The sequence below is a fragment of the Chloroflexota bacterium genome, assembly GCA_016197225.1.
In the GTDB taxonomy this organism is placed as follows: domain Bacteria; phylum Chloroflexota; class Anaerolineae; order Anaerolineales; family VGOW01; genus VGOW01.
Window position 1 is genome coordinate 45,165 of record JACPWC010000013.1, and the last position, 19,391, is coordinate 64,555.

Consider the following 19,391-nt stretch of genomic DNA (forward strand, 5'->3'; position numbering starts at 1 on the left):
AAAGAGAAGCTCATTTCCTAACAGGACACTCAATGACCCGACCCTCCGCCAAGATGGGCCAACCTGTCATCAAAGTTGAAAACCTTGCCATTGCCTACGAAACCCGGGCCGGCGACGTAAACGCCGTCCGCGATGTGTCGTTTGAAATTCATCGCGGCGAAACGCTGGGCCTGGTCGGCGAATCCGGTTGCGGCAAGAGCACCGTCGCCTACGGCCTCGTCAACTACCTGGGCCGCAACGGCAAGATCGTCAAGGGCGACATCCACTTTCAGGGCCAGTCCCTCGTCGGGCGCTCCGCCGAAGAGCTTCGCAAACTGCGCGGCGACCAGATCAGCATGGTCTATCAGGACCCGATGACCTCGCTCAACCCGGTGCTCCGCATCGGCGAGCAAATGACGGAAGTGCTCACCGTCCATCGCGGCATTTCGCACGCCGAAGCTTACGAGCGTTGCCTCAAGATGCTGGAGCGCGTCTACATGCCCGACCCGCGCAAGGTGATGGATCGCTACCCGCACCAGGTCAGCGGCGGCCAGCAACAACGCGTCGTCATCGCCATGGCCTTGCTCAACAACCCGGCCCTGCTGGTAATGGACGAGCCGACGACCGCCCTCGACGTGACGGTGGAAGCCGCCGTGCTCGACCTCATCGCCGACCTGCGCCGCGACTTCGACACCGCCATCCTCTTCATCAGCCACAACCTGGGCGTGGTAGCCCGCGTGTGCGAGCGGGTGGGCGTCATGTACGCCGGCGAACTGGTGGAGATGTCGGCCGTGCGCGAAATCTTCACCAGCCCCAAACACCCTTACACCCAGGGCCTCATCCGCTGCCTGCCCAAGATCGGCAAAAGCAAAGACAGCAACACCCTTTATCCCATCCGGGGCCGTGTGCCCTCACCGGCCAACCTGCCGCCGGGTTGCGTCTTTGAGCCGCGCTGCGACTACGCCCGCGACGCCTGCCGCGCCGAGCGCCCCGCCCTGCGCCAACTCGGCGAGACTCATTTCAGCCGCTGTCTGTTCTCGGAAGAGATCGAACCGTCGCAGTGGACTCCGCCTGCCGGCCTGATCATTCCCCCCGCGCCGGGCGCGAAGGTGACGCCGCCGACGAACGGGGAAACGATCCTCAACGTCACCGGCCTCAAAACTCACTACCCTCACGCCGACTCGTCGCCCCTCAGCCTGATCGGCCTGGGGAAGAAAGAGTACGTCAAAGCTGTTGACGGCGTCACCTTCCAGGTTCCACGCGGGCTGACTCTGGGCATCGTGGGCGAGTCCGGGTGTGGCAAGAGTACCCTCATCAAGTCCATCATCGGGCTGGAAGACGTGACCGGCGGCGAGGCCAAATTCATGGGCTTCGACATCAAAGACAACGTCGGGCGGCGCGACCTGTCGCTGATCAAAGAACTGCAAATGGTGTTCCAGAACCCGGACGCGACGATGAATCCCAGCTACAGCGTCGGGCAACAGATCGAGCGCCCGCTCAGGCGCTTCAACATCGTGCCTAAAGAAGGCGTGCGCGACGAAGTTATCCGCCTGCTTCGGGCGGTGAAGCTGGACGAGTATTACTATGATCGCCTGCCGCGCCAGCTCAGTGGCGGCGAGAAACAACGGGTGGGCATTGCCCGCGCCTTCGCCGGCCGGCCCGACCTGGTGTTGTGCGACGAGCCGGTGTCGGCCCTGGACGTGTCGGTGCAGGCCGCCGTGCTCAACCTTCTGCTCGAAATTCAGCAGGAGCATGGCACGACGATGATCTTCATCTCGCACGATCTCAGCGTGGTGCGCTTCATCTCCGATTACGTGGCCGTGATGTACCTGGGCCAGATCATGGAGATCGGCCCGGCCCAGGCCATCTACGCCCCGCCTTATCATCCCTACACCGAATCGTTGCTGGCCGCCGTCCCCATTCCCGACCCGGACGTGGCCCAGAAACACATCCGGCTCGAAGGTTCTGTGCCCAGCCCGCTGAACCCGCCGAGTGGGTGCCGCTTCCACACCCGTTGTCCGCGCCGCCAATTACTGCCCGACGGCGGCAAGGTGTGCGAAACTCAAACCCCGCCCTGGCAGGATGCCGGCAACGGCCACCAAATCTTCTGCCACATTCCGTTGGAGCAGTTACATTCGTTGGAACCGGTCGTTACAACACAAGAATGACAAATGGAAAATGACAAATGACGGACGGGCACACATTCGTCATTTGTCATTCGTCATTGTCATGACCTGCCATGCTTGTCAAAGACTACATGACCCGCCACCCGATTTTGATTGAGCCGACCAAGCGCGTGGTTGACGCCCAACGGCTCATGGCCGAGAACAACATCCGTCACCTGCCGGTGGTGGACGACGGCAAGATGTTGCTGGGTCTGGTCACGCGCCAGCGGCTCACCATTTCGCCGGAGAAACTGGGAAGCCTGGACGTGTGGGAGATCACCCGCTACCTGGCCGACCTGACGGCGAGCAAAGTGATGGTGACCGGCAAAGACCTTTGCACCATCGGCCCGGAAGCCACCCTTGAAGAGGCGGCTGAACTGATGATCCGCAACAAGATCAGCGGCCTGCCGGTGGTGGACGGCGACGGGGCCGTCGTCGGCATCCTCACCGAAACCGATCTGCTCATCGAACTGCAAAACCTGCTGGGCGCGCAGGACGCGGGCTGGCGGGTGGTGATGCGCGTGCCGGATCGCAAGGGCGAGTTCAACAAATTGACGAAGGCCGTCTCTGAGAAGGGCTGGGGCATTATGGCCATGGGCAGTGTGCGCGCACCCAGGCAGCCGGATCGTTGGGACCTGGTGTTGAAGATTCGACACTGCACCAAAGACGAGCTGATGGCGGTGTTGCAAAAGATCGAAGGACAGGAAATTGTGGACGTGCGGGAGACGGGCGGCGGCTGAGCTTGTCGAAGCCTGATCAACGACGGACATGGACACCCACCGCCGGAAACCCTGGGGGCTGTTCCTGCTGGGCTTGAGCATTGGCGGGCTGGCCCTGTTTCTCTGTTTGGGGCTGGCGGCTCACGGGCTGGTTGCCAACGAGGTGCGATGTTATTCAGTCGGGCAACCGCTGACGCCGATGGAGAAAGTTCTGCTGGAGGGCCGCGCTGTGGATTGCATTGACAACCGGTGCTGGCTGGTGCTCAAGTTCAACCGGGCCGGCGGCGCCAGTTGCTTCTTCTCGCGGACGGCGGCCTCTATGGCAGTCGAAGGCGAAGCCCGACCGACCGCATCACAAACACCATCCGGCCATTAGAGGTGTCGCACACCATCACGCTGGTCTGCCGTTCGATCACCGCCCACGTCGTCGCCTTCGCCATTTGAATACAGGCGCTCTGGGCCCACGTTTCCGGCCCCAGAGAAAACTGATTCGAGTACCAGTTGTAAACTTCAGGGAAAGGATCAGTGGTGCGGTAGGATGAGTCGCGCCGCATGACGATGTGAGGCACGTACTTGTAAATCGTCTGGTCGCCCACCAGCGTCGCGCCGGGGTAATCGGCGGCGCGGGCGTATTGCACCAGCCACAGCGCAAACGCCGTGCCGCCCAGCGCCAGGGCCACGCACAGCAAGGTGGCCAGCCCGAACAACCAACGGCGATTGCTCAAGTAATTTTGCACGCCGTCATTATACTGTAGAGACGCCCTCGGAGGCGTCTTTTTCAAATATAATGCGTTCCAGACACCTATGAAGACAAACTACGACACCATCGTCATCGGCTGCGGCGGCATCGGTAGCGCCGCCCTCTACTGGCTCTCGCGCCGGGCGGGCCAGGACGTGCTGAGCCTGGAGCAGTTCGAGATCGGCCACACCAAAGGCGGCTCGCAGGATCACTCGCGCATCATCCGCCTGACTTACGACTCCGACGAGTACACCCGTCTCACACCGCACAGCTACACCGCCTGGGCAACCGTCGAGGACGAATCGGGGCAGAAGATCGTCCACAAAACCGGCGGCCTGACGATGGCGATCAAGGACGGCCCGCACCAGCACCACATTCACAACTACGCCAGGTCCATGACTCACTGCGACATTCCCTTCGAGCGGTTGAACGCCGACGAAGTGATGAAGCGTTACCCGCAGTGGACGTTTGATGAAGAGGTGGATGCGCTGTATCAGGCCGACATGGGGCTGGCCGACGCCATTAAGGGCAACGGCTCACACATCGCCCTGGCCCGCCGCCGCGGGGCGACGATCATTGATCGTTGCCCGGTTACGGCCATCCGCCCCGTAAAAGACGGCGTGGAAGTAGACACTGTAAAAGGGACGTTTTCAAGTCGGCGGCTGATCCTCACCGCCGGCGGCTGGACCGACAAGTTGTTGAAGAGCATCGGCCTCAGCTATCGCATCATCGTCACTCAGGAGCAAGTCACTTACTACGCCACGCCCAACGTCCGCGAGTTTTCCATTGGCCGCTTTCCGACCTTTATATGGGAAGGCGAGATTCCGGCCTACGGATTTCCGGTGTACGGCGAAGTGGCGACCAAGCTCGGCATTGACTGCGCCGGGCCGGTGGTGGATGCCGACACCCGCGACTACATTCCAAGCGAGGCGCTGGAGCACATTTCGGAGTCGTGGCTCAAAAAGTATTGCCCCGGTTTCCTCGGCCCCATTCTTGTGACCAAAACCTGCCAGTACGACATGCCTCGCGACCGCAACTTCATTCTGGACGCAGTGCCGGAGCATCCGCAGATTTCCGTCTTTGTCGGCGCGGGCCATGCCTACAAGTTCGCCTCACTCGTCGGCAAAATCTTGAGCGAACTGGCTCTTGACGGGCAAACGCCTCACGACCTCTCGGCTTTCAAAGTCACCCGCCCTGCGATCACCGATCCCGATTACGCAGTTTCATTCCAGCACCAGAGCGATTGGGGCGCAATGTAAATCTGCCAGGGACGCGGACGCGAAGCGCGCGGATAAACGCGGATTTTTATAACAAGGAATCGCGAAAACCCGCGTCCCATATAAGGAGATGGTTATGTCTAAAAAATATCGCGTCGTCGTCATCGGCTCCGGCATTGTCGGGGCCAGCGCCGTTTGGCATTTTGCCAAAGCCGGCTGGAAAGACATTCTGCTGATTGACAAGGGCGAGCTGTGGGAAAACGACGGCTCGACCTCGCACGCGCCCGGCGGCGTGGTCGCCTTGAGCCATTCCAAACTGCTCACTCAGATGGCCGTCTACGGGGCCGACTTAATGGCCTCGCTCAAACCCTGGAGCGAAGACCGGATGACGTACAACGGCGTGGGCGGCCTGGACGTGGCCACGAGTGAACGGCGCTGGAACGACCTCAAACGCCTGCATGGCGAGTCAAAGTCTTACGGCGTTGAGGCGCATTTGCTCTCGCCCGACGAAGTAAAAATCAAATCGCCTCTCGTCAACCCCGAAGAAATCTTCGGCGGCATCTTTATTCCCAAAGGCGCGATTGTGGCCGGGGCGCACGTCTCGGCGGCGCTGGTGCGTGACGCAGGCGCGATGAGCAACGTGGACGCTTACGGAAATACCGCCGTCACCGATTTTGAAGTCAAGGATGGCCGCATCGTTGCCCTGAGCACGAGCAACCCCGAACTGCCCCGCATCGAATGTGAGTCGGCCCTGATCTGCGCCAACATCTGGTCGCCGGCCCTGTGCGAAAAACTCGGCATCCAGATTCCGTTGGTGGCCTTCGAGCATCAATACGTCATCACCACACCCATGCCCGAACTGGCTCAATATGCCGATCATCGCAAAGAAGACGAAGTCCATCACGTCGGCTTCCGCGACGTGGATCACACCATGTACTGCCGCTTCCACTGGGACAGCATCGGCGTGGGCAGTTATTGGCACCGCCCGCACATGGTCTACTCGCGTGACGTGAAGAAAAGCGCCATGCACCCTTTCACGCCCGAAGACTTTGCCGGGCCGTGGGAACACTTCCAGAAACTCGCCCCAGCCCTGAAAGGCATCAATAGCTTTATCAAATCCTTCAACGGCATGTTTGCCTTCTCAGTGGACGGCATGCCCATCATCGGCGAGTCGCACGTCAAGGGCCTGTGGGTCGCCACCGGCTCGTGGCTCACCCACGCGCCGGGCGTGGCCAAGTGCGCCGTCGAATGGATGACGAGCGGCGAGACCGAGTGGGACATGCGCCAAGTCCACCTGCACCGCTTCCAGACTCACGTGACCACCAGGAACTTCATGGATCGCATCAGCCTCAAGAACTATCGTGAGATTTACGAGATCGTCCACCCGCGCCAACCGCTCAGCGAACCGCGCAACGTTCGCCTCACCCCGTTCTACCCGCGACACAAAGACCTCAAAGCCAGCTTCACCGCCTTTGCCGGGATCGAAGTGCCGAACTGGAATGAAGAGAACACGCGCCTGCTGGAAAAGTACGAGGACAAGATTCCGGCCCGCTCCGGTTGGGCCGCCGAATACTGGTCACCCGTCGCCGGGGCCGAGCACCTGGCCACCCGCGAGAGCGCCGGCCTCTTCGACCTCACCGGCCTGGCCCTCATCGAAGTGAGCGGCCCCGGCGCGCTCAAGTTCGTCAACTATCTTTGCAGTAACGACATGGACAAGCCGGTCGGGCAAGTGATGTACACGCTCTGGCTGACGAAGAATGGTGGTGTCCGCCGTGACCTGGCCGTGGCCCGGCTGGCTGAAGACAAATTCTGGATGATGGTTGGCGACGGCACGCGCCCGCAGGATTTGGTCTGGGTGCGGAGCCACGCCCCGACCAACGGCTCGGTCGTCATCACCGATGTCTCCGACGGCTACACCGCCCTCGGTCTGTGGGGACCGAACGCCCGGAACATCCTGAGCAAAGTCACCCAGGCCGATCTTTCAAACGACGGCTTCCCCTTCTACTCCTGCCAGTGGATCGAAGTCGGCCCGGCCTGGGTGCTGGCCGTTCGCATTTCATACGCGGGCGAACTCGGCTGGGAACTGCACATCCCATTCGATCAGGACTTGCAGGTTTGGGATGCGATCTGGGAAGCGGGCCGCGAGTTTGATCTGATCTCCACCGGCATGACGGCTTTCGACACCTTGCGACTCGAAAAGGGCTACCGTCTCTGGGGTGGCGACGTTACCACCGAGTACAACGCTTACGAAGCCGGACTCGGCTGGACGGTGAAGCTGGACAAGCAGGATGACTTTCTGGGCAAGGCGGCGAGCAAGACGATCAAAGAGAAGGGTCCTAAGAAGAAGCTGTGTTGCCTGACGCTCGACAACCCGCGCGGCGCGGCCTTTGGCTACGAGCCGATCTTCTCGAACGGCGCCTGTGTCGGCCACGTGACCAGCGCCAACTATGGCTACAGCGTGAGCAAGTATATTTTGTACGGCTACCTGCCCAAAGAGTACGCGACGGTCGGCGCGAAGCTGGAGATCGAATACTTCGGCGAACGCCATCCGGTCACCGTCGCTCCCGACCCGCTCTTTGATCCAAAGGGCGAAAGAATGAAAGCGTAGATCAATTCACCACGAAGGCGCGAAGCCACAAAGATACACCAAGAATTCTTTGTGGAGCTTCGCGCCTTTGTGTCTTTGTGGTTAATGAGCCGTCGCCGAAGAAACGAAGCTGTAGACGCGACCACCGCGCCGTTTCGCCAACTGCAAACGCGCTGGCCGCCGCTGGAGGTGCTCTCGCCTGAACACCTGGAGCGTATTCATGACGCTTCGATGCGGATTCTGGAGAACACGGGTGTTGAATTGCTTGACGCCGAAGCGCTGGATATTTTTGCCAAAGCAGGCGCGAGCGTTGAGGTCGAGACCAAGCGGGTGAAGATAGATCGCGGCCTGTTGCTGGAGACGATTGCCACCGCCCCACCCTCTTTCACTCTCCACGCTCGCAACCCGCAGAAGTCGGTCGTCATCGGCGGGAACCACATTGTCTTCTCGCCAGTCGGCGGACAGGCCTACAGCACCAACTTTGACCGAGGACGCCGCCCCGGAACCCTGGCCGATCTCGAAGAACTGGTCAAGCTCATCCACAGCTTCAACGTTCTGCATCATGGCTCGGACACGCCGGTGGAGCCGACCGACCTGCCCGCCGAGACTCGCCACCTCGACACGCTTTATACGATGCTCCGCCTGACCGACAAGACGGTGATGGGGCCGGCCCGGGGCCGGGTGACGACGACGGATGCCATTGAGATGATGGCCCTGGTCTTCGGCAGGCGCGAGGCCCTGCTGGAGCGCCCGGCCCTGATCACCATCATCAACGTCAACTCACCGCTGAGGTACGACGACTGGATGCTGGGCGGGCTGATCACCTTCGCCCGCGCCGGACAGGTGAACGTCATCACGCCCTTCATCGCCGCCGGAGCGATGGGGCCGATCACTCTGGCGGGCGCAATTGCCCAACAGAACGCCGAGGCGCTGGCCGGTGCCATGCTGACGCAGTTGGTGCGGCCAGGAGCGCCCGTTGTCTACGGCAACTTCACCGTGGACGCTCACATGAGAAGCGGAAGCCCCAGCTTCGGCACGCCGGAGGGCGCGTGGGCGACGCTGGCCGCCGGACAGTTGGCCCGGCGCTACAAACTGCCCTACCGGAGCAACGGCTCGCTCTCATCCTCCAACGCCCCCGACGCCCAGGCGGCTTATGAGACAATGATGTCGCTGTGGCCGGCGATTCTGGCCCATACCAATTTTGTCTATCAGGGCGCGGGCTGGGTGGAGGGCGGGCTGACGACGAGCTACGAGAAGTTCATCATTGACGTTGAGGCGCTGGCGATGATGGAAGCCTTGCTGACCGGCTACGACGTGAACGACGAGGCCCTGGCCCTGCCGTTCATTGATCAGGTCGGGCCGGGCGGCCACCACTTTGACACCGAGCACACCCTGTCGCGTTACAGCACCGCCTTCTACAATCCACTGATCAGCAGCCGCCAGCAATACGGCAACTGGGTGGAGGCCGGAAGCCTGGACGCGGCGGGGAGGGCGCATTTGAGGTGGAAAGAGGTGTTGAAGAACTATGAGGAGCCGAAGCTTGACGAGACGATTGACGAGGCCTTGCGCGACTTCATGACGCGTCGCAAGCAAGAGCAGGCGGAGAAGGGGTTGACGGCGTGAAGATTAATAGCTCAATCTTTCAACGGATGCCTTCGGCGAAACGGACAAACGGATATAAGGCCGGCATCCGCTTATCCGCTTTTGAATCCGTTGAAAGCCAACCAACCGCCAGCACCCCTTTCCAGCGGTCGGCTACGTGGGTTGCTCTCCTGCTCGCCTCCGGGCTGGTTCTGTCGTGCATCGTCCTGGCTTCGACGCTTCTGGTTTCAAAGTCTTCGCCGTCGGCCTATCCGCGTTGGAGTGTCAGCAACGTTCGCCCGCCCGTCAGCCACATAAGTCTGAACGGGTCGAGCCTGGAGTGGGTGATGGTCAACAGAACTAATGCCACTTCGTCGGACTCGCCGACGCAGGTTCTTCAGTGGTTCAAGGATCAGGGCTGGATGAGCAACTTTAGATACGACGATTCGGTGATACGTCAAAGTAATCGGCGATTTGGGATTGTAGCCATTTCAACCGTGGAAGAAGTTTTTGTCGGGAGCCGTTCGCCGGGCGCTTACGTTACGTCTTCTACTCAAATGGTAATTGTTGTTGGACGTTGAACAGAAACGAGAATACAAGAATGCTCATCGAAATCACCTCCCCCGCTATTTTGCCATTAGGCATCGTTCACGCCGAGGGCCGACCCGGCCTGCTCGGCCTTACCCTGCAACATCCGCCAGTTCAATTGTTCGCCCAATCATTTGACGGCCTCAAGATCACCGGCGCGCGGGCGGACGAGGCCCGCAAGCACGCTGAGCGTTTTTATGCTCATCACAAACTTGAGCCGCACGCTGAGGTGGAAATTGAGTTGGCGATCCCGAACTTTGTCGGCCTCGGCTCCAGCGCCATGCTGGGCCTGAGCCTGGCTCAGGCGCTGGCCTGGATTCACAAGCTGAACTTTGAAGACAAGGCCGGGCTGGCGCAACTCGTCGGACTGGAAAGGCGGCACGCGCTCGAAGCCCGCGCTTTCGAGCAGGGCGGCTTGTTACTGGTGGCCGAAAATGGCGATGTGATTCGTCGCGGCGTGATTCAACATTCCAATGAACAGGCCTGGGCATTTGTCTTCGTCTTCCCCAAAACGCCGCCGGGCACGCAACCGGCGCTGGAAGCCGAACGCTTGCAGGCGCTTTGGGAGGTCGGGCAACACCTGAACGCAAACGCAACCCTCAATGCCAGTCTGTGGTCAGCGGTTGAGCGTGATGATATTGCGGCTTTCGCTTCGGCGCTGATGACGATCCAGGAACTCAACCGGGCGGCGCTGGCCGGGGCCGGGAAAACAGTGACGGCTTCCCCTGAGGATCAAGCCCTTCTAAATATCATGCGCCAACACGGCGCGCTTGCTTATGGCAACAATCCAGCCGGCACCGGCTTGTTTGGCCTGATCCAGGGCGACACTGCCAGCATCAAACTACGCAAGCATTTGCAGGATCACATAGGCTTCTTCGGCGGCACAGTCATGGCTTCCATTGCCGACAACGGCGGGGCGCGGCACGTCGTGAAGGACGACACACTCTATGCGCGCTCACTGAGGGATACGTGACGGACGTTCCGGCTGAGGTTCCCAAAGCGGCAAACATCCACTGGACAGGCTGGGCCATCGCCCTCGGTTCGAGCGTCGCCTTCAGTATTTCCACGCCCATTGCCAAAGCGGCCATTCTGCTGGGCATGGCACCAGCCACCCTGCTGGTTTTGCGACTCCTCATTACCACGCTCTTGCTCTTCAGCACCACCCTGCTCACCGAGCCGGTCCGGCTTCGGATTGACCGCAGGCATTTAATGTTTTGCATTCTGGCCGGCCTGGCGAATGGTGTCGGGATGCTGGCCTACTTTTCATCGCTCACTCGTCTCGACTCCTCCATCGCGGCCATGATCTTTTCCATCAGCCCGCTGGTGGTGCTGGGCCTGCTGGCCTTGCGCGGCGAGCGGGTCACGCCCCGCAACGGCGCGCGGCTGGCGCTGGGGCTGGGCGGCGTATACTTGCTCATCGGCCCCGGCGGCCAGGTAGACTTGTCCGGCGTGGCGCTGGTGATGGTATCGGTGCTGGCTGTCCCGTTTCAACTGGTCATCATGCAATGGTATTTGCAGGCGCACGATCCGCGAACAGTGACGCTTTACATGGTGACGACAATGATGGCAGTGGCCATCGGCTGGTGGCTGGCTCAAGGCGCGGAGTGGCATGATCCGGGTTGGCGCGGCTGGTTGCTTGTTCTGACCCTGGCCTTCTTCAGCACCTATCTGGCCCGGCTTCTGCTCTTCCTCTCGGTGCGCAAGATCGGCGGCGGGCAAACCGGCCTGCTGGCCCCGTTGGAGACTCTGCTCACCGTGATCTGGTCAACGATCTTTTTGAACGAGCGACTCACGACAGTGCAATGGCTGGGCGGTCTTCTGATCCTGATCAGCGCCGGGTTAGCCGTCAACGTGCTGGGGCGGGCGCAGCGGAGAAAACAGACCTGACACGAAGATACCAGGACTCAAAGGCACCAAGCTGTTCCCTTTGTGGCTTTGTGTCTTCGTGCCTTTGTGGTAAAGACTACGGAGCAAATCTAAATGGGAACTACACGTTCTGAGAGGCGGGCCGCCCGGCGGCAACAGCGGTCGGAAATTCCGCTGGCTAAACTTCCCTTCCAGGAATTACGCAACCCTTTCCCGCCGCTGGAAATTGTGCCGCCTGAAGGCATCGAAAAGATTCACAACGCCTCGTTGGACTTGCTCGAAAATACCGGCATCTGCGTGATGGACGAGGAAGCCCTGAGCCTGTTTGAGCACGCGGGCGCAAGAGTCGATCACCAGAGCCAAATGGTGTGGCTGGATCGCGGCTGGCTGATGGAGATCGTCGCCAGAGCGCCGGCGGAGTTCACCTGGCGCGCCCGCAACCTGCAACGCAACGTCCGCATCGGCGGGAACAACATTGCCCTGGCCGCTAACGGCGGCATGGCTTACGCCTCGAATCTCGACGTGGGGCGGCGGCGCGGCACTTTGCAAGACTACGAGGCCTTCCTCAAGCTCGGCCAGATGTGCAACGTCATTCATATCAACGCCGGTGAACTGGTCGCCATTCAAGACATTCCGTCCTCGGCCCGTCACCTGCGCCGCCTGCTGGCCAACTTTCTTTACACCGACAAAGCCATTCTCGAAGCGGCGCACGGGCGCGTCATCCCGCTGGACTGTTTTGAAATGGCCAAGATGGTCTTCGGCACGCTCGACGGCGACCCCGTGTTTGGCGGCGTCATCAACGTCAGCAGTCCCTTGCGCTACGACAATCGCATGGCCGGCGGCCTCATCAGCTACGCCCGGGCCGGGCAAGTTGCCATTGTCACCCCGTTCATCTCAGCCGGAGCGATGGGGCCGATCACGGTCGCCGGCGCGCTCACCCAGCAAAACGCGGAGGCGTTGACGGGCATCGCCCTGACCCAGATCGTCAAACCCGGCGTGCCTGTCATCTACGGCAACTTCACCACGCCCACTGACATGAAGAGCGGCGCGCCCGCCTTTGGCACGCCCGAAGCCGCCTGGGCCACGCTGGCGAGCGCCCAACTCGCCCGCCGCTACAAGTTGCCGTTTCGCGGCAGTGGCAGTCTCAACAACTCCAAAGTGCCGGACGCGCAAGCAACGTGGGAAAGCCACTGGTCGCTGTGGCCGGCGCTGTTCGCCCACACCAACTTTGTCCTGCACTCGGTTGGCTGGCTCGAAGGCGGCCTCACTGCCTCATACGAAAAGTGGATCATTGACGCCGAGACGCTGGCGATGTTCTTCCACTTCTTCAAAGGCTTCGAGATCAGCGACGAGACGCTGGCTTTGGACATGATCGCCGAAGTGGGGCCGGGCGGCCACCACTTTGGCACGCCGCACACCCAGGCCCGCTTCGCCACTGAGTTCTATCAGTCCACCCTTGCCGACCGGCTTGGCTACGAAACCTGGCACGCGGCGGGCGAGTGGGACGCCACCAAACGCGCCCACGCCATCTGGAAAGAAATGCTGGCTCACTACGAACCGCCGCCCCTCGACCCGGTTCTCCAGCAGGCCCTCACCGAATTTGTTGCCCGGCGCGAGAAGGAACTGGAAGGAAAAAATCTCTACGATTGAACCTGTTCGTCAACGGATTTACCGGATTAAACGGATTTGCTTAAATCAATCCGCTAAATCCGTTCAATCCGTTGACGGCTCTTGCCTGACCACTCATGGCTTACAACTTCGATCAACTCATCAACCGCCGCCCGACCAATAGCAACAAGTGGAATTTTTACCCTGAAGACATTTTGCCGATGTGGGTTGCCGATATGGATTTTGTGTCGCCCCATCCCGTCATCAAAGCCTTGCGCCAAAAAGTTGAGCACGGCATCTTCGGCTACGAACTGCCGTCCGCTGAACTTATCGAAACCGTGTGTGACCGCATGGCCCGGCTCTACGGTTGGGCCGTCACTCCGCAACAAGTCATCGCCCTGCCCGGCCTGGTCACCGGCGTCAACGTCGCTTGTCGGGCCGTCGGCGGGCCGGGCGACGGCGTGCTCATCCAGACACCGGTCTACCATCCCTTCCTCAGCGCGCCCAAAAACAATGGCCGCCTCAGGCAGGATGCGCCGCTCACCTATGTCTCCGACGGCGATCATGCTTTTCATTACGAGATTGACTACGACAGCTTTGAAACTGCCATTCAGGATAACACCCGCCTGTTCCTGTTTTGCAACCCGCACAACCCTACCGGCCAGGTTTATACGCCCGAACAATTGACCCGGCTGGCCGAAATCTGTCTGCGCCATAATCTCGTCATCTGCTCCGACGAAATTCACGGCGAGCTTGTGCTGGGCAAGTCCACGCACACCCCGCTGGCAACACTCTCCCCCGAAATCGCCGACCGCACCATCACCCTCATCGCCCCCAGCAAGACGTTCAACATTGCCGGCCTCGGTTGTAGTTTTGCCATCGTCACCAACCCGGAACTGCGCCAGCAAGTGCAAATCGCCGCCGAGGGCATCGTGCCGCTCGTCAACGCCCTGGGCCTGGCCGCCGGGCTGGCCGCTTTCCGCGACGACCCGGAGGTGAATGACTGGCTGACGGCCCTGAAGCAATACCTGACGGCCAACCGCGATGTCTGGGTTGAGACTATCGCCCGCGAACTGCCCATGCTCAAGACCGCCGCGCCCGACGCCACCTATCTGGCCTGGCTCGATTGCCGGGGCGCGAACCTTGATCTTGATCCGTACGAATTCTTTTTGCAGAAGGCCAGTATCGGGTTCAGCGACGGCGCGATCTTTGGCGCAAACGGCCAGGGCTTCGTGCGCGTGAATTTTGGTTGCCCGCGCCCGCGATTGATGCAGGCATTGGAACAGATGAAAGCCGCACTGACAAACGACGGACGGACGACGAAGGACGGGTGACGAACGCTTCGCGCTTTCGTCTCCCGTCTTTCGTCCTTCGTCACCCAACATGGCCCGCAAAGACAAACGCATCTTCGGACAACACAACGCGCTGTTTGAACCCAATCTCGACTTCAGCCGCCTGCGCCACGAGCGTCTGGCAAAAGTCCAGCGCGAGATGGCCAAACGCGACATCGGCGCGCTGATCCTGACCGACATCATGAACATTCGCTATGCCACCGGCGTCAGCGTCATGCCGCTGTGGACGGCGGTCAATCTGGCACATTACGTGCTGGTTCCGGTCAACGGCGACCCCATCATTTACGAATACAACCAGTCGCGATTCATCGCCCGGCAATTCTGGTCGGACGTGCGCCCGGCGCATTACTGGCAACACCGCTTCGCCGATCAATATGCGCCCGACCTTTCCAACAGATGGGCTTCGGAGTTCAAAGACGTGCTTCAGGAAAAAGGGCTGGCCGGTTCCAAAGTGGGCGTAGACAATCTGGACTACTACGGTTTCACCGCCTTGCAAAACCAGGGCTTTCATCTAACGGACGCCGACGAGCCAATGGAAGCCGCCCGCGTCGTTAAATTGCCAGACGAGATCGAGCTTCTGCGTCAGTCCGCCGCTGTGTGCGAATCCGCTCTTTACGACGTGGAACAGGCCATCCGCCCCGGCATCAGCGAGAATGAACTGCTGGCGATCTTCTGGCATGGCATGTTGGCCCTGGGCGGCGAACACTGCTTCACCCGCCTCATCGCTTCCGGCCACAAGACCAATCCCTGGTTCCACGAAGCCGGGAGCAAACTGGTGCGCCCCGGCGACCTGGTGGGCATTGACACCGACATGATCGGCCCGCACGGCTACGTGTGCGACATCTCGCGCACCTTCCTTTGTGGCGATGTCGCCACCGCAACCCAAAAAGAGGCTTACAAAGTCGCCTACGATTTCATTCAAGGCACAATTGAGTTGTGCCAGCCCGGCGTCGCCTTTTCCGATTTTGCCAGGCGCATCCCGACCGTCCCGGAAGCTTATAAAGCGCAACGCTACTCGGTCATCCTGCACGGCATCGGCACCGACGACGAGCCGCCTTTCATTCCGTTCATTGATGATCTGAGGGGCGAAACCTTTGTGGACGGCGAGTTTCAAGAGAACACCGTCTTGAGCGTTGAGTTCTACGCCGGAAAAGTGGGCGAGCAGGACGGCGTAAAATTAGAGGAAGAAATCTGGCTTACCAAAGACGGGCCGGTGGTGATTTCGTTGTATCCTTATGAGGAGAAGTTGTTGAGGTGACATGACTCTCGATTCTCAACGCTCCGAACGCCGCGCCGCCCGCCGCCAGCAACGCTCGGCCCTGCCCCTGCTCAAACTCCCTTTTCGCCAACTGCGCAACCCTCTGCCGCCGCTGGAGATCATTTCGCCTGAACAAATCGAAAAACTGCATCAAGCCTCGATGCACATTCTCGAAAACGTCGGCCTGGACTTTTTGGACAAAGAGACGCTGGACGTTTGGGAGAAGGCCGGGGCAAAGGTGGATGCTTCTGCACGTCACGTTTGGCTGGATCGCGGGCTGGTGATGGAGGCCGTCGGCAAAGCGCCCGCGTCGTTCACCTGGCGCTCGCGCAACCCGGAAAAGAACGTCTTTGTCGGCGAGAACGCGATCACCTTTGCGCCTAACGGCGGCGTGGCCTACTCATCCAACTTCGAGACGGGACGGCGGCGCGGCACAATGGCTGATTACGAAAACTTCCTCAAGCTGGGGCAGATGTGCAACATTTTGCACTACGCTGGCGAGCAACTGGTCGCGCCGCAGGAGGTGCCGTCATCCATTCGCCACCTCAGACGGCTGTTCGGCGCGCTGACCCTCACCGACAAGGCCGTGATGGAAGCGGCGCACGGGCGCGAGATCACGGCTGACGCATTAAAAATGGTGAGGCTGGTATTCGGTGATTTAATCAGTGACGGCGGCCCCGTTATCGGCGGCATCATCAACGTCAACAGCCCGCTTCGTTACGATGATCGCATGTTAGGCGGCCTCATCACTTACGCCCGCACCGGGCAAGTCACCATCATCACCCCCTTCATCCTGGCCGGGGCGATGAGTCCGATCAGCATGGCCTCAGCGCTGGCCCAACAAAACGCGGAAGCCCTGGCGGGCGTCGCCTTGACGCAGTTGATCAGGCCGGGCGCGCCCGTCATCTATGGCGGCTTCACCACGAATGTGGACATGAAGAGCGGAAGCCCGGCCTTTGGCACGCCGGAGGGCGCGTGGGCGATGTCGGTCGGGGCGCAGTTGGCGCGGCGCTACAAGTTGCCGTATCGCGGCAGTGGCAGTCTCAACAATTCCAAAACGCCGGACGCACAGGCGGCTTATGAGACAATGTGGACGATCTGGCCGGCGATTCTGTCGCACACCAACTTCGTCATGCACTCGGTCGGCTGGCTGGAGGGCGGACTGACCGCCTCTTACGAGAAGTTCATTATAGACGCCGAAAACCTGGCGATGTTCTATCACTTCCTCAACGGCTTTGAGATCAGCGACGAGACGCTGGCCCTGGACATGATCGCCGAAGTGGAGCCGGGCGGCCACCACTTCGGGACTCCACACACCCAGGCCCGCTTCGCCACCGAGTTCTATCAGTCCACCCTCGCCGACCGGCTGGGCTACGAAACGTGGCATGCGGCGGGCGCATGGGACACGGCCAAGCGAGCACACGCCGTTTGGAAAGAGATGCTGGCGCAGTACGAGCCACCGTCAATGGATGCCGGCGTGAAAGAAGCGTTGAGTGAGTATGTAGCGAAAAGGGAGAAGGAGTTGGAGGGGAGGAGTCTTTATGATTGAAGCCCACACCGATGTCGTCGGCAGTTTGCTTCGCCCGCCGGAATTGTTGCAGGCGCGAGAGGATGTGGCGGCGGGCCGAATTTCGCAAGCCGAGTTCAAGCGCGTCGAAGATTGGGCGGTTGACGAAGCTATCGCGCTTCAAGAAGAGGCGGGGCTGGAGGTGATCACGGACGGCGAACAGAGGCGGCTGTCCTTTCAGAGCCAACTCCTGGAGTCGGTGGAGGGCGTTGGCGAGTGGGACATTGACGCTTTCTTGTGGGGCGACTGGAAGGGCATTGAGGGCGTGGTCGAAGACAAGAACACGCAACGCCCCAAAGAGCTGGGTGTGGTGAGCAAACTACGCCGCAAGCGCCACTTGTCTTCTGAAGAGTTTGTGTACCTGCGACGGCGCACGACGCGCATTCCCAAAATTACGCTTACCAGCCCCAGCCTGTACGCCAATTTGTGGTCGCCAGAAAAGTCGAAAGCCGCCTACCCGACCCTCGACAGCTTCCTGGCTGACGTGGTGGATATTATGCGCGACGAAGTCGCCGAGTTGGTCCGGCTCGGCGCGACCTACATTCAGATTGACGCGCCGCACTACCCGCTGTTGATTGACCCGAAGACTCGCGCCTTCTACGAAAGCCAGGGCTGGACATTGGAGCGATGGCTGGCGCGCGGCATTGAGATGGACAACGCCCTCATCGGCGATTTCCGCGAAGTGACGTTCGCCTTTCACCTGTGCCGGGGCAATCAGCACAGCCGCTGGCTGGTCGAGGGCGGCTACGATCTGATCGCCAAGCCGATCTTTCAAAACATTCGCGCCCAACGGTTGATGCTTGAGTACGACGACGCGCGCTCCGGCACATTCGACCCGCTCCAAGAAGTGCCCGACGACAAGACGGTAGTGCTGGGGCTGGTGACAACCAAAAGCCCGCGCCAGGAAACGGTTGAAGAGTTGGCGGCGCGCATCAAAGACGCGGCGCGCTTCGTGCCGCTGGAACGGCTCGGCCTCAGCCCGCAGTGCGGCTTCGCCACCTCCATCGGCGGCAACGCCCTCACCCTTGAAGATGAGAAGCGCAAGCTGAAGACAATTTGCGAGACGGCGAAAGTAGTATGGGGATAGAGAAAACCGCAAAGACGCAAAGGGCGCAAAGATTTTTCTTCGCGTTCTTCGTGCCTTTGCGGTTCAATTGGGAGGCTACTATGGTTCTCTGGCTGACCGAAAAAGATGTTCGTTCATTGCTCACGATGGAAATGGCGCTGGAAGCGGTCGAAGAATCGTTTCACGGGCTGGCCGAGGGCACGGCGACCAACATGCCGCGCCGCCGGATCAGTCACGAGCGCAACACCTTCCACCTCATGTTCAGCGCCGTCGGCTCGCGCAATGTCATCGGCGTCAAGGCCTACAACACCTACGGCGGGCCGGTGGATTTTTTGATCCCGCTTTACAGCACTGAGACCGGGCGGCTGATTGCCTTGATTGAGGGCGACTGGCTGGGGCGAGTCCGAACCGGGGCCGCCTCCGGGGTGGCAAGCAAATACCTGGCCCGGCCCGGCTCGAAGACGCTGAGTCTCTTTGGCACTGGCAGTCAGGCCCAAACGCAAATGCTGGCTGTGTGCGCCGCGCTGGGCACGATCGAGCGCGTCAACGTTTACAGCCGCAACGCCGAGAACCGGGCAACCTTCGTTGCCGAAATGCAACCGCAGGTGAAGGCGCAGATTGTGGCCGTGAACTCGCCCGAGGCAACACTTGAGGGCGCCGACGTGATTGCCACCATGACCACTTCCAAAGAGCCGGTGTTTCGCGGCGACCTCCTGCCGCCCGGCGTCCACATCAACGCCGCCGGGTCGAACCATGCCAGGCGCCGCGAAATTGACGGCGAAACCGTGCGCCGCTGTGCCCGCATCGCCGTCGACTCCATCGAGCAAGCCAAAATGGAGTGCGGTGACCTGATCGCCGCTGTGGAAGAAAAAATCACCCGCTGGGATGATATGATCGAGTTTGCCGACATCGTAGGCGGCAAAACGCCGGGCCGCTCCTCGCCCGACGAAATCACCCTGTTCGAGTCGCAAGGCATCTCGGTCTGGGACGTGGCAACGGCGGCGCGGGTGTATGAGTTGGCGGTGGAGCGAAGCGTGGGGCAGAAGATTGAAGAGTTTCATCGCGAAGAAAACAACTGACAGGTTTTGAAAGGACGCGC

At 60.6% G+C, this 19,391-nt stretch carries 15 protein-coding genes; 14 read left to right on the forward strand and 1 reads right to left on the reverse strand.

The window, feature by feature from the left end:
* Positions 1–32 precede the first annotated feature (32 nt).
* The 3 genes from HYZ49_02300 (at position 33) to HYZ49_02310 (ending at position 3,239) form a co-directional block, all read left to right on the forward strand.
* Entirely contained in the window at positions 33–2,147 is a 2,115-nt protein-coding gene (locus HYZ49_02300) for an ABC transporter ATP-binding protein (GenBank protein MBI3241108.1), read from the forward strand.
* Positions 2,148–2,218: 71 nt separating this feature from the next.
* Positions 2,219–2,884 carry a CBS domain-containing protein gene (locus tag HYZ49_02305; protein ID MBI3241109.1) on the forward strand — a complete coding sequence of 222 codons (666 nt, stop codon included), beginning with the start codon at positions 2,219–2,221 and terminating at the stop codon, positions 2,882–2,884.
* Between the two features lie 28 nt (positions 2,885–2,912).
* Complete coding sequence (locus HYZ49_02310) at positions 2,913–3,239, forward strand: hypothetical protein (protein ID MBI3241110.1); 327 nt, start codon at positions 2,913–2,915, stop codon at positions 3,237–3,239.
* Here the strand turns inward: HYZ49_02310 and HYZ49_02315 are convergent.
* Entirely contained in the window at positions 3,181–3,588 is a 408-nt protein-coding gene (locus HYZ49_02315; protein ID MBI3241111.1) for a hypothetical protein, read from the reverse strand. The two genes, HYZ49_02310 and HYZ49_02315, sit on opposite strands and share 59 nt — an antisense overlap.
* Positions 3,589–3,667: 79 nt before the next feature.
* Between HYZ49_02315 and solA the strand changes: the two genes are divergently transcribed.
* The 11 genes from solA to HYZ49_02370 all read left to right on the forward strand — a co-directional run bounded on the left by solA (position 3,668) and on the right by HYZ49_02370 (position 19,371).
* Complete coding sequence (solA, locus tag HYZ49_02320) at positions 3,668–4,861, forward strand: N-methyl-L-tryptophan oxidase (protein ID MBI3241112.1); 1,194 nt, start codon at positions 3,668–3,670, stop codon at positions 4,859–4,861.
* Between the two features lie 94 nt (positions 4,862–4,955).
* Positions 4,956–7,427 carry an FAD-dependent oxidoreductase gene (locus HYZ49_02325; GenBank protein MBI3241113.1) on the forward strand — a complete coding sequence of 824 codons (2,472 nt, stop codon included), beginning with the start codon at positions 4,956–4,958 and terminating at the stop codon, positions 7,425–7,427.
* 84 nt (positions 7,428–7,511) lie between these two features.
* Positions 7,512–9,029 carry a trimethylamine methyltransferase family protein gene (locus HYZ49_02330; protein MBI3241114.1) on the forward strand — a complete coding sequence of 506 codons (1,518 nt, stop codon included), beginning with the start codon at positions 7,512–7,514 and terminating at the stop codon, positions 9,027–9,029.
* A 559-nt stretch (positions 9,030–9,588) separates the two neighbouring features.
* Complete coding sequence (locus HYZ49_02335; GenBank protein MBI3241115.1) at positions 9,589–10,548, forward strand: hypothetical protein; 960 nt, start codon at positions 9,589–9,591, stop codon at positions 10,546–10,548.
* Complete coding sequence (locus tag HYZ49_02340; GenBank protein MBI3241116.1) at positions 10,545–11,462, forward strand: DMT family transporter; 918 nt, start codon at positions 10,545–10,547, stop codon at positions 11,460–11,462. The genes HYZ49_02335 and HYZ49_02340 overlap by 4 nt, the downstream gene beginning before the upstream one ends.
* A 93-nt stretch (positions 11,463–11,555) precedes the next feature.
* Positions 11,556–13,091, forward strand: coding sequence for a trimethylamine methyltransferase family protein (locus HYZ49_02345; protein ID MBI3241117.1), 1,536 nt, complete (start codon positions 11,556–11,558; stop codon positions 13,089–13,091).
* A gap of 95 nt (positions 13,092–13,186) precedes the next feature.
* Complete coding sequence (locus tag HYZ49_02350; GenBank protein MBI3241118.1) at positions 13,187–14,383, forward strand: putative C-S lyase; 1,197 nt, start codon at positions 13,187–13,189, stop codon at positions 14,381–14,383.
* 49 nt (positions 14,384–14,432) lie between these two features.
* On the forward strand, positions 14,433–15,659 hold the full coding sequence (locus tag HYZ49_02355) for an aminopeptidase P family protein (protein ID MBI3241119.1): 1,227 nt from the start codon (positions 14,433–14,435) through the stop codon (positions 15,657–15,659).
* Between the two features lies 1 nt (position 15,660).
* Complete coding sequence (locus HYZ49_02360; protein ID MBI3241120.1) at positions 15,661–17,208, forward strand: trimethylamine methyltransferase family protein; 1,548 nt, start codon at positions 15,661–15,663, stop codon at positions 17,206–17,208.
* Complete coding sequence (locus HYZ49_02365; protein ID MBI3241121.1) at positions 17,201–18,313, forward strand: cobalamin-independent methionine synthase II family protein; 1,113 nt, start codon at positions 17,201–17,203, stop codon at positions 18,311–18,313. Before HYZ49_02360 ends, HYZ49_02365 begins: the two co-directional genes overlap by 8 nt.
* An 80-nt stretch (positions 18,314–18,393) precedes the next feature.
* The gene (locus HYZ49_02370; GenBank protein MBI3241122.1) at positions 18,394–19,371 is read left to right on the forward strand and encodes an ornithine cyclodeaminase family protein; all 978 of its coding nucleotides are present in this window, start codon (positions 18,394–18,396) and stop codon (positions 19,369–19,371) included.
* Positions 19,372–19,391 lie beyond the last annotated feature (20 nt).